The organism is Trueperella pecoris (assembly GCF_014926385.1).
In the GTDB taxonomy this organism is placed as follows: Bacteria; Actinomycetota; Actinomycetes; order Actinomycetales; family Actinomycetaceae; genus Trueperella; species Trueperella pecoris.
The window spans coordinates 2,151,197-2,166,328 of sequence record NZ_CP053291.1; the positions used below are offsets into that span (position 1 = coordinate 2,151,197).

Consider the following 15,132-nt stretch of genomic DNA (forward strand, 5'->3'; position numbering starts at 1 on the left):
CTATCGTAAGGGATAAAATGTGGAAAGTCAGTTCACTTATCCACAAGGTTGTGCACACATGTGGATATTACAGGCGTGTAATTCCCGTGGTGGAATGGCGTCTTGCTAGGAAAAGGTTTCAACCACAGATTTTTACACAGATGTGGAGACATTCCGTCTGTGGTTTTCCTCTACTGTGGGTAACGTTCGATAGCCGCCGCGGGGCCTGAGATATCCATCACCGCACGGGGCTCGTTCATTGACCTTTCGGCGTTATCTTCAGTAAAGTCAACTAGTCATGTGTGCTTTGCACACGCGCTCCGCCACCGGAGCGGTCCGATATCCAGATCTAGATTTAGGTGGTCACCCATGACTACGAAGCGCACTTTCCAGCCGAACAACCGTCGTCGCGCCAAGACGCACGGTTTCCGCAAGCGCATGTCGACCCGCGCCGGTCGTGCTGTTCTCGCTGCACGTCGTCGTAAGGGCCGCGCAAAGCTCTCCGCTTAAATGCTCCCTGCAGCGAACCGACTGCGGGATCCGGCGGACTTCCGGTCCGCCTTCCGTTCTGGCTCACGCAAAGCAAACAGATTCGTCGTCGTTCACGCGCTGACCGACGATCCCGAAGCCGGCCTCAAGGTCGGCTTCACTGTTAGTAAGAAGGTGGGTAACGCCGTCGTACGAAACAAGGTACGTCGGCGCCTTCGTCATATCGTGCGAAACACGCTGGGAGAGGTGGACGCTCAGTTTGTCGTCGTTCGCGCGCTGCCGCAGGCTGCCGAAGCAAGCTACGATGAACTGAATCGGGCAGTGCTCGCCGAATTCACTCGACTAGGGTTGATGCATGACTAACCCCGTCGTCCGCGCGATGTCGAAGGCCATCAAATGGTACCAGCGCAACATTTCCGCAGGCACCGAGCGTAGGTGTCGATACCAGCCCACGTGTTCGGCCTACGCCCTGGAATCAATTGAAGTTCACGGCGCAATTAAAGGTACACTCTTAAGTATCTGGCGGCTCCTTCGTTGCAATCAATGGTCGAAGGGCGGTGTGGACTGGGTTCCCAAGAAGGGAAAGTGGCCCACCAAGCCGCTGGGCTACAAGGAACTCATCGCATTGCGCGAACAGGAAGAAAGAGATCATCAGGCACATAGCCATGGCGATGATCGTGACGCTTAGGAGCGTATAGGTGGATACTTTCCTCTACCCCCTCATGTGGATCATTTCCTACATCATGTATGGAGTCCACTCGAGCTTGACCGCACTGGGCATGAGTGATGGTTCGGGCCCGGCATGGGTCCTGTCGATCGTTGGTCTGACCGTGATCGTCCGCATCCTCATCATCCCGCTTTTCAACAAGCAGACTCGTGCTTCGCGTGCTTCGCAGGAACTTGCTCCTGAGATTCGCAAGATTCAGAAGAAGTACCAGGGTCGTAAGGATCAGGTTTCTCAGCAGCGCCAGCAGGAAGAGATGATGGCGCTCTACCGTGATCATGGGACATCGCCATTCGCTGCCTGTATGCCGGCACTGATTCAAATGCCGATCTTCTTCGCTCTCTTCCGACTGCTTTACGCGGTATTGCCGATTTCTCAGGGGAATTATCAGCGTACATCGCTAGGCCCGATTGACCAGCAGGTTGCCCAGGATATCGCGCATTCGACGCTCTTCGGGGCTCCCCTGACGTCCTCGATTTCGACCGCTTCTCAGTTCAGCCTGCCGACTAACGTCATCGTGGTCGCGATCGTATTGATCGCCTTGATGATGGCGACCTTGTTCTTCTCCCAGAAGCAGATCATGACGAAGAATCTGCCTGAAGAATCGATGGATCCGGATAACCCGGCCTACAAGATGCAGAAGTACATGCTTTACGGTATGCCTCTTATCTACCTGTTCTCGGGTGGCGTGTTCCAGATCGGCGTTCTCGTTTACTGGCTGACCGGTAACTTCTGGAACATTGGTCAGCAGACCTGGCTCATTACCACGAACCCTGCCCCCGGCTCGGCCGCCTACAAGGCACGTCAGAAGAAGCTTCGTGAGAAGCGTATCGCCAAGGGCCTTCCGCCTGAGGAAGAGAACGACGCCGTCGGGACTGGGGGCCAGCGCGTGCAGCCACTTGGCAAGAAGCGTTCCAAGAAGGCTCGCGAGGGCAATGCCTTCGAGATGGATCCGACTCCTTCAACAAAGGAGCCGCAGGAGGTTCGGGGCCTTGACGGATTGACGGATGCCGAGCGCGCGAAGAAGCGCTACGAGCGCCGTATGGCTGAGCGCCAGCGTTCCAATGCGAAGAAGCAGCAGAAAGAAAAGAAGCGTCAGCAGAATCAGCGTAAGCGTAACTTTTAACCAGTAAGGATTGTTATGACTGATCATTCCAAGCTCGATCGCGAAGGCGATATCGCAGCGGATTACCTTGAAGAGCTCCTCGACATCGCCGACCTCGATGGCGATATTGAAATCGGTGTTGAGGCGGATCGTGCAGCAGTAGCGATTGTTGCCGACGACGGCGGGGATCGGCGCCTTAAGCGTCTGATCGGGCGTAAGGGCGAGGCACTCGATTCGCTCCAGGAGCTGACTCGCCTGGTCGTCCAGCAGGAGACAGGCGAGCGTTCGCGCCTCATGCTCGATATCCTCGGCTATCGCGACAATCACCGTCAGCACATCGCCGAGATCGCTCGCAAGGCGATTGCCGAGGTCGAGGAGACGGGTGAGCCTTACGCACTGCGGCCGATGAATCCGTTTGAACGCAAGGTGGTCCACGACGTCGTTGCCCAGGCTGGCCTCGTTTCGGACTCCTCCGGTATGGGCCAGGGACGCCACGTGGTGATCTCGTTGTCTGAGGACGATTTCGAGGACGAGTACTACGAGACGCCGGATTCGGCTGACGAGGTGGACGATCTTGATTCGCCAGACACGGTCGATTCGGCCGACGAAGTTGTATCGGCAGATTCTGCTGACGAAGTGGTGGAGGGAGCCGACGAGTAATCGTTTCGCTCAAGCGTAGGAAAAGGGTCAACCGTGATGGTTGGCCCTTTTCTCTTGCCTTGTGCGACTTAGGCCCGCGGGCACTCTATGATGGAGGCTGATCGATGAAGGAGGGCGTGTGCAAGATTCGCGCGTAGAAGAGGCTCCCGCAGGTGGCGCGGAACATTTCGGTGAGGAAGCTTGGGCAAAACTGACGGGCTTCGCACGGATGCTCGTCGACGAGGGTGAGCTTCGTGGCCTCATCGGCCCGCGTGAGCTTGAGCGGCTGTGGAGTCGGCATATTTTGAATTCGACGGCTGTGGCCGAATTCCTGCCCGAGTCTGGGACTGTCGCTGACGTGGGTTCTGGCGCGGGCTTCCCCGGTATTGTGCTGGCGATTCTTCGGCCCGACCTGAGGTTCGATCTCATCGAGACCATGGAGCGGCGCACCCAGTGGCTCGAAGATGTCGAGGATGTGCTGGGGCTGCAAAATGTCCGTGTGGTACGTTCTCGTGCTGAAGATCTTCCCGCAGAATACAAGGTTGAGGCGACGACCGCCCGTGCCGTGGCAGCGCTGAAGAAGCTATTGCCATGGACGCTCCCCCTATTAGTTCCCGGCGGAAAACTTGTTGCACTTAAGGGCGGGCGCGCCGAGCAAGAGATATTCGAGGCTGAAAAGCAGCTGATGAAGTACGGCGCCCAATCAGCTTACACGCACGACGTGGATGTGTGGGGCACCGACGAAGGTACTCGTATCGTTGAAGTGGTCAAGATCGGGGCCTGACGGTATCGGTCTGGGTCTAGTTTTTATTTGGGCCGGTGTCACAACGTCTGGTGGGCAATCGAGTCTGCATTCGCATGTGTTTCCGCTTTATCGGAATAGTCGGAGTAATAGCTGATCTTCGATAGGAATACTCAAGTTTGTTATGTTGGGTCTCATATAAACGCGCTATGTTTCACGTGAAACATTGGTTGTTCGGTTAGTAAGCATGGAATCATCCTCGATTGATTAGTGGTGCGTCCGCCTCAGTGAATCCTCGGCTTTGACGGTGGTGCTGCAGCCGAAGCATGCACCGGGGAAGTTTTCGATGGGCTTTATGTTGGGTAAAAGGCATCTTGTTGGTCGATAATCGACAAGCAGTATGACATACTCTTTCATGTGTGCGATCGATGGAATACAAGCGCGCCAGGATCGTGGCATATCATGCGTGTGCTGTGATGGTGATTTCTTTATGTGAATGATCATACGTTTGACGGCGTTCGAGCGGAAAAGCGAGACACCTTTCAGGTAGGCCGGCGGTGCGACGTTTCACGTGAAACTGCATGTGACGATTTCAAATCATTCGTTGAGGAATCGCGCAATCCGCTCGGTATCAAGATAATAATCGGATACCATGTGCGTGCTCGCAATGACTTCTTATTTCGCATGAAACAACAACACATGTTTCATGTGAAACGGTAACTAGGTTAGGAGATATAGTAACTCTTTCTAAGGCGATGTATCTATTTGCTTCACTCAATCCTTATGTACTTGTTGAGAACACGTGATTGAATGTGATGCCAGCCAGCCGTTGCAGTTTCTTAGTCCGATTTGGACCACCATTTAATATGTTTCACGTGAAACATCGGGGTGAACTTTGTTATCGACTATATGAGATGAAATTGAACGGACCTTAAGTCTCCCTGTAACTAATACAGTATGTGAACCTATGCTGTTGAGCTGTAGCAAATCTTTTTACAAGCCTGCATTACTGTATCGTTATATTAGCGTGGGAAGCCTTCGTTTCACGTGAAACGGTCGCAAGGGGAAATAGGTGCTATCGAATCCGGATCAGGGTTCATCACGTTTCACGTGAAACAACTTCCGTACTGAAGTTATCCACACAGCACCGAGATCGAGCCTTATCCGGCTAGCCAAGGTAGAATAGTGACCTAGCTAAACCAAGGAGTTAACGTGGCAGATCCGAGACGTCAGGCGGAGCGTCGCCGTAATGTTGAGCCCGCGACACGATCCTTTGAAGATCAATTTAATGAGGAGACATCGCCGGTCGGTGCGGAGCTAATTAAAGATCGCCGTACGCTCAAGAAGTTATCCGGAAAGGGATTACCTAAACCGGCTCGCACGAGAATTATTACCGTCGCCAACCAAAAGGGTGGCGTCGGAAAAACGACCAGCGCCGTTAACGTGGCTGCGGGACTCGCCCTGGGCGGCTTGAACGTGGTTGTTATTGACTCGGATCCGCAGGGTAATGCTTCGACGGCGTTGGGTATTGATCATTCGACTGGCATACCATCGCTGTACGATGTTTTCATGGGTAAAATGTCCATTGCTGACGTGCTCCAGGAATGCCCTGATATCAAGAACTTGCACGTAGCTCCATCAACCATCGACCTTTCAACAATCGAGATTTCGCTCGTTCTCGAGGATAAGCGCGAATTCCGTCTGCGTGACGCTATCGCGGAGGCCAACCTCGATGTCGACTACATCATTATCGATTGCCCGCCGAGCCTTGGTCTCCTCACCCTGAATTCCCTCGTCGCTGCCCGTGAGGTTCTCATTCCAATTCAGACCGAGTACTACGCCCTCGAAGGGTTGACCCAGCTCGTCAATACGATCAACATGGTTCGCGAGTCTGCAAACACTGAGCTGGAGGTATCAACGATCCTCCTCACGATGTATGACAAGCGGACGAACCTAGCTCAAGATGTTGCTGCTGACGTGCGTGAACACTTCCCGAAGCAAACTCTTGATGTAGAAATTCCACGTAACGTCAAGATCTCCGAAGCGCCAAGCTACGAGCAGACGGTGCTCACCTACGACCCACGCTCGGCGGGCGGCGTCGCCTACCTTGCGGCCGCATACGAAATCGCCCACCGCGCATAGAAGAGGAATTCATGGCTGACAAGAGAAAAAAGGGGCTCGGACGAGGCCTAGGTGCACTATTCCCTGAGGAGCAGAAGGAAAACAAGCGACGAGCGACGGACGTCTTCTTTTCCTCTCCACACAGGGAAGAACCGTCCGAAGACGCCGCGGTAGTCATAACTCAAGGTAGCGACGACGTTCCTACCCAAACGCCGACAAACAACAGATCTGACGCCGTGGCCAGGGCTCCTCGAAAAGAACAGAAGCCTGACTCAGCAAAGGGATCGGCGGATCCTGCCCAGACCCGCGACGAGACAAAGAGCGAGAAGAACGACGATAAGGCGAAGAAAACTGCTCCTACAAAGGTCGCTATGAAACAGGCAGCTTCGGTCAAGAAGACTCAATCCGAAGAAAAGAAGTCGAACGCTACGGAGAAGCCGGTAGATGACAACGAGCTCTTGCCGGTTCCGGGGGCAACCTTCGGTGAGATTCCAATCAATGAGATCGTGCCGAATACGCGCCAGCCACGAGCCGTCTTCGACGAAGATGAGCTGCAAGAACTCGCGGATTCGATCACTGAAGTCGGAATATTACAGCCGATCGTCATACGTCCACTGGTGGCGCCACTGCCAGATAATCCGCAGGCGCGCTACGAACTCATCATGGGCGAGCGCCGGTGGCGAGCATCCCAGCGAGCCAATAAGGAATCCATTCCGGCAATCGTTCGGCACACGGAAGACGGCGATCTGCTGCGGGACGCGCTCCTTGAAAACCTCCATCGTGCGAACCTCAACGCCCTCGAAGAGGCAGCAGCATATCAACAACTCCTCGACGACTTCCAGTGTACGCAGGAAGAATTGTCCCGCAGGATCGCGAGGTCTCGCCCGCAGATCTCCAATACGCTACGCCTGCTCAAACTGCCGCCGTTGGTGCAGCGTCGCGTTGCCGCTGGCGTCATTTCGGCTGGTCACGCGCGTGCATTGCTCGGACTCCTTGATCCGGCGGCCATGGAGCGCCTCGCCCAGCGCATTGTGGCCGAAGGTCTCTCGGTGCGTCAGGTCGAGGAAATCGTGGCACTCGGGGAGGATAGCGTGCCTGTCCGCCCACGCGGAATTCGCCGCGGCCGCCACACCGAAGAGCTCAACGAACTCGCCGGACGGCTATCGGACCGCTTCAATACCCGAGTGAAGGTCAACATGGGCCTGACCAAGGGCAAGATCGCCATCGAATTCGCCACGATCGACGATCTCAACCGGATCCTCGATACCCTCTCAGAAGGCCACATAGAGGTAGAAGAGTAGGACGCAACAGGGTAGCCCGCGTAATCCGCGGGCTACCCTGTGTGACACTATTCTTTCACCGCATCTGCGGAATGCGCGGCGGTAGTAAGGATATCGAGGTAGACATCGTCGACCGATCGCTCCTGCTGGCGGGCGAGCGCCGCTGCCGCTTGGGGGAAAATCGAGGTCTCGCTCATTCCGGGTGCGACGTTCACATCGAGGAACCAGGGCAGACCGGCGTCGTCGACCATGATGTCGGTCCGGGAATAATGGCGTAGACCGAGGGCCTGATGAACGGCCTCGGCCATATCCATCACGGAGCGGGCCGTGGCGTCAGGTTCATCGGAGATAAGGTATTCGACACGGCCCGGGTTATAGCGGGCGTCGTAGTCGTACGGACCAGAGGCACGAACTTCGACCGCGGGGAGAGCCTTGGGAGCCTCGCCAAGATCTGCAACGGCGACGCCGAACTCACGGCCCGACACGTACTGCTGGATGAGTGCCACGTCGCCGTAGGCGAAGCAATCAACCATGGCACCCGGAAGGGCAGCTCGATCCTCGACGATAGATAAGCCCATCGAGGAGCCCGCCTGCGTCGGCTTCACGACGAGCGGGAAGCTAAAGCGAGCCTCAACGAGATTCAAGATGTTGCCCACGCCGACCTCGCGGAAAAGGGTCTGGGGAAGAGCAAGAGAATCCGGGACGCGCAGGCCGGCACGTGCGAGCACCGAGGCGGCAACGGACTTGTCGGAGGCTAGGCGACAGGCGAAGGCCTCCGAGCCGACGAACGGATAGCCCGCCAGCACGAGAAGATCCTGCAGCGAGCCGTCCTCGCCGATCGAACCGTGAACGAGTGGCCAAACGACGTCGGGCTCGATCGCGTCGAGGCGCTGGAGCAGCTGGGCATCGACGTCGAGAACCTTGACTTGAATACCGGAGTTACGCAGCGACTCGGCGACCCGGCGGCCGGAATGCAAAGAAACTTCGCGCTCGTGGGTGAGCCCACCGGCGAGAACGGCAACAGTCAACGGACGCATGGGAACCTACCTTAGATTCGAGTTGGGGGTTTCGACGCCGGAATCGGTGTGGCGATCTGGCGTGCCGAACATGGTCACCGTCTCAAGCTCTGCTTCAAGGACGCTCGAGAGTCTGCGGACGCCCTCCTCGATGCGCTCGGGGGTGGGGTAACAGAACGAGAGCCGCATGTGGTCGCTACCTTGGCCATCGGCGTAGAAGGCAGTACCAGATACATATGCCACCAGATTTGTGGTTGCGCGCGGGAGCATCGCCTTGGCATCGATACCTTGGGGAACCTTGACCCAGGTGTAGAAACCACCCTCGGGAACATTCCACGAACATTGTGGAAGATACTTGTCAAGGGCAGAGGTCATCGCGTCCCGACGCTCGCGATACATCGAGCGATATGACTTAATTTGGGCCATCCAGTCGTAGGTGCGCAGGTACTCCGAGATGGAGAGCTGGCCCATCTTGGTCGGCGAGAGAACGGCGTTTTCGTTGGCAAGCACGAGGCGTTGGGTGACGGCGTGCGAAGCTAGCGCCCATCCCACACGGTAGCCGGGCGCGAAGGTCTTGGAAAACGACCCGAGGTAGATTACGCCATCCGGGTTGAAGGTCTGCAACGGCGTCATTGTCTGATCATCGAAGCCCAGCATGCCGTACGGATTGTCCTCGAGAATGAGAACGTGGTGGCGCTTGCAGATGTCCACGATCTTCGGGCGGCGCTCGAGTGACATCGAAACTCCGGCGGGATTATGGAAGTTCGGTACCGTGTACAGGAACTTTACCTCACGGCCTTCGTTTTCGAGCTTAACGAGCGTCTCTTCGAGTGCCTCGGGGATGAGTCCATCCTTGTCAAGGGGAACGTGGACTACGTTGGCCTGATAGGCGCGGAAGACGCCGAGAGCTCCCACATAGCTGGGGGCTTCGGCTACGATGACGTCGCCGGGGTTGATGAAAATCTGGGTAATGAGGTCTAGGGCTTGCTGCGAACCTGTGGTGACTACGATGTCGTCAGGATGTGCACGAATACCCTCCGGGCGCATGACCTCCACGATCATCTCCCGCAGCTCTTCTTCGCCTTGGCCTCCGCCATACTGAAGCACCTGCGGGCCGCGTTCGCGGATAAGCTTCGCCGTCATCTCGGCGAGGAAGTCGAGGGGAAGGCCCTCAATGTTCGGCATACCACCGGCGAGGGAGACGACCTCCGGCCGGTTAGCGACGGCGAACAAGGAACGCGTCTCGGACTGGCGCATGCCGAGCGCTCGATCCGCATAACGATCAAACCAGGGGTCGAGGCGGGTCCCCGAACCCGTGGCTGCCAGTTTGCTCGCAAGACGCGACTGATTCATGTTCTTCCCGGCTTTCTGCTCGAATTCAGTAAGACGCTATCACTTCTTCGAGACAACGTGAGTGAATGCCCACATCGAGATTGAGGATTTACGCGAAAGCGGCCAGCCGGATAGCCTTCCGACTGGCCGCTTGGGCAACGACGCCGAAACTGCTAGCCTTCGAGCATAGCCAGATAGGCCTCGGCGTCGAGAGCTGCCTTGCAACCCATGCCGGCGGCCGTGATGGCCTGCTGGTAGTGGGAGTCGACGACGTCGCCACAGGCAAAGACGCCGGGCAGACTCGTGGCGGTGGAGGGTTCGGCGACTGTGATGAAGCCCTTGTCATCGAGCTCGATCTGATCGCTGATGAAGGCCGTGCGCGGTTCGTGACCGATGGCGACGAACATGCCGGTGACGGGAAGCTCGGAGGTCTCGCCGGTGACGGTGTCGCGTAGCGTCAGCGATTGGAGGCGACCCTCGCCGTTGATGGACTCGACCACCGAATTCCAGTGCATCGTGACCTTCTCGTTGGCCAGCAGGCGGTCGGCCATGATCTGCGAGGCGCGAAGCTCGTCACGGCGGTGAATGACATGCACGGTGGTCGCAAAGCGGGAAAGGAACTGAGCCTCGGTCACGGCCGAATCACCGCCGCCGATGATCGCGATGTCGTGGCCCTTGAAGAAGAAACCATCGCAGGTGGCGCAGTAGGACACGCCCTTGCCGGAGAGCTCGTCTTCGCCGTCGAGGCCAAGTTTCTTATACTCGGAGCCCAGGGCTAGGATGACGGTCTTGGCGTAGTAGGTCTCCTCGTCCGTGACGATTTCCTTGACCTCGCCGTCGAGCTTCATCGACGTTGCGTCCTCGTAGCGCATGTCTGCGCCGAAACGCAGCGCCTGCTCCTCAAACTTCTGCATCAGATCGGGGCCCATGATGCCCTCCGGCCAGCCGGGGAAATTCTCCACTTCGGTGGTCTGCATGAGCGCGCCGCCGGACTTGACGGCTCCGGCGAGGACGACGGGCTTGAGTCCGGCGCGGGCAGTGTAGATGGCGGCGGTCCAGCCGGCGGGGCCGGAGCCGACGATGACAACATCGTGAATCTCAGTCACTTTTCCTCTTTCGTAAGGGTCCTACTTGACGTGAATCTCGGAGATCTTGATCTGCGGCTCGCCAGCGCTATTCAGCGGAAGCTCGGTGATCCAGATGACGAAGGATGACGCGGAGAGTGGCTCACTGAGCTTGAACACGGTGGCCGCTTCCACGGGACCTTCGGCGAGGATCTTTCCCGCAGACGGTGCATCCTTAACGGTGTCGCGTATCTGAATATTCCCGCCCTTGTTTCCCGCCGTGTCGAGCGTGACCTCCGAGACGGTTGTTTCCTTCTCGAGCTCGACGTAGAGGCCGATGCCGGACATGGGCGACATCGAGGCGACCGTGTACGTCCACGATTCCCAGGCGGTGTCCGCGTTGCCATCAACCGCGTTGGGTACGGAAGACGGGTTGTCCTGGCGGGTCGGATCGGTGCCGCGCAGCAGTCCGGCGTCGGGGCTGACGAGCTGAGCGGCCTTGATGACGGGCGCCGGAGCGTCGGTCGTCTGCGAGGCCACGCTGGTGCCGGACGGATCATCGCTGGGCTGAACGGTGCGGTTGGGGCTTCGATCGTCGAGAACGACCGGGTCGAAGGGCGCGGTGAGCGCCCGAATCCCGAGCCAGCCGAAGAACACGACGCCGACCGTGAAGAGCGCGACGACAACGCGGGACGTGTTGAACGTCTGGGTGCGTTCGTTCGAGTAGCGGGTCAATGACGCCGTGGGGGTAGCCCCCGCCGTCTCGTCACTTTCCGTGGCGGCAGGCGCGCGCTGAGGGATATAGGTGGGCGAGGTCGGAGTGGTCTGAGACTCGGATGGCGACGAAGGCGTCGCGGGTTCGGCGGTGGGCTCTGTGGCGGTTTCTGTGGCGGGCTCGGCAGGTCCTGCAGCCTGGGCGCTTTCATCTGCGGAGGCGTCAGCATCTCCAGCGTGAGCATCGGCGGCGCTGGCATGAGCGGCCTGGCCCAAATCTGGCCATGCCACGGGTGCAGTGAGCTTGCCCCGGCCGTCCACGCCGAGTTCCTCGTTGACGAGCTGGGCTGCCTCTTCGCGCGAGGTGGCGCGAGCGGGCAGGTCGGCATCAGCATCGGCGGCGTCTGCATCTGCGCCACCCGCAACATCCTCAACATCCGCGTTGCCCGCGGCATGGGCGGAGTCTGCCGCAACCGCGGCATCCGCGGCCGCCACGTTGGCTGCACCGGCGGCAGCGCCGGCTGCAGGCCTGCCGAGCGAGGGCCACGTGGGGATCGAGGGCGCGTGATGCGGGATTTCGGGCATGTCCAGCGCGTCCATGGTGATCGTTTCCGCGCCCGCGGGCTGGGAGGAAACCGGCGGTAGCGCAGTGATCTCGCCCCAGGGAACGAGGCGGCGGGTGAGGTCGGCGGGGGAAATCGCGCCGTCGCCCTCGGATTCGCGGCGCAACACGGATTCGAGAACAGGGGGAAGGTCCAGGCGAAGGGCCTCGCCGATCACAGCGTCATGCTCAGCGGGCGCGGGCAGGTCCCGCCCGAGGAGTAGCGCAGCCATGACAACGGTCAGCCCGCGCGCCTCGTCCCGGTCGAGATCGGCGCTGTCCTTGCGCGTGTCGGCTCCGGCCAGTGCGGCATCAACGCCGAGGCCGTCCACGACGACGTCGCCCTCATTGGTCAAATAAATGGTCCTTGCCGTCGCCTTCAGGTGGCGGACACCGCGGCGCGCGCCGGTGGCGATGGCGCTGGAGGCCTCGCCGATGATGGCGTGGACCTGCGCAGGATCGACAGGCGTGCCATCGAGGCACTCGGCCACCGGGCGCCCAGGCGGAATCTCGGTGATGATTGCGTGCACGTCCCCGGTGACTACCTGAACGATGGCGACGAGGTGCGGATCCACGACGAGGGCCGCGCGGCGGGCGGCGTCGACCGCTACACTTGCGCGGTCGCTCGTGGGATCGATGACGGTTGCGCGCACCTGACGCGAGAGAACGACGTCGCGAGCAATCCAGGACGAAGCATGGTCAAAAAGCTGATGGGTATAGGGATAGACAAGGTCGAAGCGACCCGCGATCCGCTGGCCCGCCCGCGCGTATGTGTTCACGAATAACCCCCGGTTGCGATCGATACTCTCGGCAAGTCTAGCGCCCCAGAGGCCGCTGGCGTGATTAGTGCTTGGTGGCGGCCACGAAGTCGTCCGCAGGAACCGGATCGGAGCGGCGGCCATCGCGGACAGATTTGACGAGCCCGACGACAAAGACGACACCGACTAGGCCGGCCAGAATCGCCGTGCCAACGTTCTCCCAGTCGGCACGCACGCGCACATGCAACACCTCGGACGAACCCACCGGCGTGCCGGCGGCGTTTGTCAGCCGCACGTCCACGTCCAGGTTGCCCGAGCCGTGGGCCTCCACGGGCACGGACACGATCGTGGTTGACGACGCCGGAAGCGTCACCTCGACCGGCTGCGGGGCCCGCAGACGATTGTCGGGGACGTTGAGGTGGACCGTGACCGTGACCGGATCAGGGAAGTCGTTCGTCACCTGAATGGGCAGCCCCGAGCTTTCAGAAATGAGGTTGATCGTGGACGAGGTCGATACGGCGATCGCGCGGAGCTGATCCGGCGTGGGCGCGATGGAGAGAATCTGGGCATTGCGCGCCGACGACGCCGACCGCCAGGCCAGCGAGGTGAGCGTGTCAGCATGGGACTTTGCCGCGGCCACCTTGTCCGGCCCATCCGCGAAAATGGTGGAGAAGTTCTCGAAGGAGGAAAGCCCGGCCTCGATCTTTGCCTGATCCACGGCGCTCAGCATCCCGGCAGCTGGCTCGGGCTCAACAAAGGTGCGGGCGGTGGTGTCCGGCGTGCCACCGAGGATCTTTGACACCGTGGACTTTTCCACCCACGGGGAATCCAGGACGGCTTTGACGGCGGCCTCGGCGGCGAGGTCGGCGCCACGGGGAACGGTCATCACGTAGGGGCGGGGGTCGTTGGGGCGCTGACGATAGTGCGCCGCCGACAGGGCGAGGGACACTTGGCGGGTGTCGAGGGCGTCGAGTTCAATGCTCCCCTCGCCGCTGACGGCAAACTTGCCCGCCAGGGCCGCCGAGATGGTGGAGTTTGTGGAGATCACGGGCTTGGAATCTTCACCAAACGTCGTTAACGCGCCGGGAGTATAAGTCTGGGGAAGAGGTGCGTAGACGGCGTCGGGAATCAGGAGGGTCATCCCCAAGGACTGGGCGTAGGCGAGGGCCTGCTTACTGGGCGCGCCCTCGGGCAGGAAGAGCGCTCCGCTGGCGAGACGGGTCGCCTGCTCGGTGAGGCCAAGGGTCGAGAGGGCGGCGACGTCGGCGTCGTAGGAAGGAAGGGACACCTGCTCGGCCTGTAGTGAGCGAAGCTTCAACTCGGGGTCGACGGCGAGCGTGATGCCCGGAACGTCCCAGCTTGCGAGCCGGTCGACGACGAGGGCGAGGGCTTTGGTACGGGTGGCCTCCCACGCGGTGCGATCCTTGTCCGTCTCCCACAAAATCGTGTTGGCAGTGGGGGAAGAAACGATCGAGGTGTCAGTAATGGGCACGACGGCCGTCGCGGGAAAACGGTTGAGCTCGGCGTCGGGGCCCGCCACGATCATTGTGCGGTCGCTGGCGATGTCCTCCTCACCGCGGGCCGCGATCTCAATGCCGCGCGGACCCCACTGGAAAGGGCCGCTGGGCCACGGCAATTCGGCGCGGGCAAAGACGAGGCTCTTGTCGATCGTCTTGCCCGGGGCGATCGTCAATGGGGAATCGACCGTGGCGAGGCGGCGGGCGGGCGTGGTCCCGTCCATCCAACGGTGAATAGAAGTGTCGGAAATGGAGGTGGAGACCTGCGCGAGGAGGTCGAAGCCGGCCAGCTCAAGCGGGCGATCGGTGGGGTTCGTGACCTCCACCGTCAACGTGAGATCCCCGTTGGGGGCCAGCACCGGCGAGGCGACCTCGCTAATGCGCAAGTGGGGCTGACCTACCTGCGCGTCCGCCGTCGCCGTGGTATCCGCAGGGGCTGCAGCTGCCGGGGCGGCAAGCGCGGCCGCCGAGGCAACCGAGAGCATGGCGATGGTCAGTGCAACGGCGGGTAAACGACGTCGTCTCATCTTTCCTCCCCATACAACAAGGCGCGGGCCATACCGATGATCCGGCGCTCGTTGGGATAGGCCAAACGCGAGGCGACCTTATCGATGCGGACCCATTCGACCTTCTCGGCCTCGTGATCGGGATCGTTATCCACGGTCAACTCCCCGGACAGGGCCTCGAGGAGGAAGTGATGAACCACCTTGTGTACGCGGCGGTCGGTGCCGGAGAACCAATAGTCAATGGAGGCCAGGTACATGAGGACACGGCCGAAAATGCCCGTCTCCTCGCTGACCTCCCGTACTGCCGCCTGCTGGGCGGTTTCCTCCCCCTCAAGGTGACCCTTGGGCAGGCACCATTCGAGTCGGCCGCCGCGGTTGCGCCTGGCGATGACGGCAACGTAGGCGTGGCCCTTGTGCACCGAGACGATGACGCCGCCTGCGGAGGTCTCATTGACGACCGGCAGACCAAAACGCCGGGGGTGAACCACCGGTCGTCTACGGCGCGACTCCTGCGGAGGAGGGGCCGGAAATCTTCTCGACATATG

At 59.9% G+C, this 15,132-nt stretch carries 14 protein-coding genes; 8 read left to right on the plus strand and 6 right to left on the minus strand.

Annotation, left to right across the window (positions count from 1 at the left end):
- Positions 1 to 348: 348 nt before the first annotated feature.
- The 8 genes from rpmH (at position 349) to HLG82_RS09855 (ending at position 7,100) form a co-directional block, all read left to right on the plus strand.
- Complete coding sequence (gene rpmH / locus HLG82_RS09820) at positions 349 to 489, plus strand: 50S ribosomal protein L34 (protein WP_024963111.1); 141 nt, start codon at positions 349 to 351, stop codon at positions 487 to 489.
- Positions 490 to 831 carry a ribonuclease P protein component gene (gene rnpA / locus HLG82_RS09825; protein ID WP_193326645.1) on the plus strand — a complete coding sequence of 114 codons (342 nt, stop codon included), beginning with the start codon at positions 490 to 492 and terminating at the stop codon, positions 829 to 831.
- A complete protein-coding gene (yidD, locus tag HLG82_RS09830; protein ID WP_193326646.1) occupies positions 824 to 1,156 on the plus strand; it encodes a membrane protein insertion efficiency factor YidD in 333 nt (110 codons plus the stop codon). Before rnpA ends, yidD begins: the two co-directional genes overlap by 8 nt.
- A gap of 10 nt (positions 1,157 to 1,166) precedes the next feature.
- Complete coding sequence (yidC, locus tag HLG82_RS09835) at positions 1,167 to 2,318, plus strand: membrane protein insertase YidC (protein ID WP_193326647.1); 1,152 nt, start codon at positions 1,167 to 1,169, stop codon at positions 2,316 to 2,318.
- A 15-nt stretch (positions 2,319 to 2,333) separates the two neighbouring features.
- Entirely contained in the window at positions 2,334 to 2,957 is a 624-nt protein-coding gene (locus tag HLG82_RS09840) for a Jag family protein (protein WP_193326648.1), read from the plus strand.
- Between the two features lie 118 nt (positions 2,958 to 3,075).
- Complete coding sequence (gene rsmG, locus HLG82_RS09845) at positions 3,076 to 3,720, plus strand: 16S rRNA (guanine(527)-N(7))-methyltransferase RsmG (RefSeq protein ID WP_255313894.1); 645 nt, start codon at positions 3,076 to 3,078, stop codon at positions 3,718 to 3,720.
- Between the two features lie 1,278 nt (positions 3,721 to 4,998).
- The gene (locus tag HLG82_RS09850; protein WP_255313967.1) at positions 4,999 to 5,820 is read left to right on the plus strand and encodes a ParA family protein; all 822 of its coding nucleotides are present in this window, start codon (positions 4,999 to 5,001) and stop codon (positions 5,818 to 5,820) included.
- Between the two features lie 11 nt (positions 5,821 to 5,831).
- Entirely contained in the window at positions 5,832 to 7,100 is a 1,269-nt protein-coding gene (locus HLG82_RS09855) for a ParB/RepB/Spo0J family partition protein (RefSeq protein ID WP_193326650.1), read from the plus strand.
- Positions 7,101 to 7,147: 47 nt separating this feature from the next.
- Here the strand turns inward: HLG82_RS09855 and HLG82_RS09860 are convergent, their stop codons facing one another.
- From HLG82_RS09860 to HLG82_RS09885, 6 genes are all read right to left on the minus strand, one after another.
- Positions 7,148 to 8,116 carry a D-alanine--D-alanine ligase family protein gene (locus HLG82_RS09860; protein WP_193326651.1) on the minus strand — a complete coding sequence of 323 codons (969 nt, stop codon included), beginning with the start codon at positions 8,114 to 8,116 and terminating at the stop codon, positions 7,148 to 7,150.
- A 6-nt stretch (positions 8,117 to 8,122) separates the two neighbouring features.
- A complete protein-coding gene (locus HLG82_RS09865; protein WP_193326652.1) occupies positions 8,123 to 9,448 on the minus strand; it encodes an aminotransferase-like domain-containing protein in 1,326 nt (441 codons plus the stop codon).
- Positions 9,449 to 9,600: 152 nt separating this feature from the next.
- Positions 9,601 to 10,533 carry a thioredoxin-disulfide reductase gene (gene trxB, locus HLG82_RS09870; protein ID WP_193326653.1) on the minus strand — a complete coding sequence of 311 codons (933 nt, stop codon included), beginning with the start codon at positions 10,531 to 10,533 and terminating at the stop codon, positions 9,601 to 9,603.
- Between the two features lie 21 nt (positions 10,534 to 10,554).
- Complete coding sequence (locus HLG82_RS09875; protein WP_193326654.1) at positions 10,555 to 12,585, minus strand: hypothetical protein; 2,031 nt, start codon at positions 12,583 to 12,585, stop codon at positions 10,555 to 10,557.
- Positions 12,586 to 12,649: 64 nt separating this feature from the next.
- A complete protein-coding gene (locus HLG82_RS09880) occupies positions 12,650 to 14,608 on the minus strand; it encodes a DUF6049 family protein (RefSeq protein WP_193326655.1) in 1,959 nt (652 codons plus the stop codon).
- Positions 14,605 to 15,129, minus strand: coding sequence for an NUDIX hydrolase (locus HLG82_RS09885; protein ID WP_193326656.1), 525 nt, complete (start codon positions 15,127 to 15,129; stop codon positions 14,605 to 14,607). Before HLG82_RS09885 ends, HLG82_RS09880 begins: the two co-directional genes overlap by 4 nt.
- Between the last annotated feature and the right edge of the window lie 3 nt (positions 15,130 to 15,132).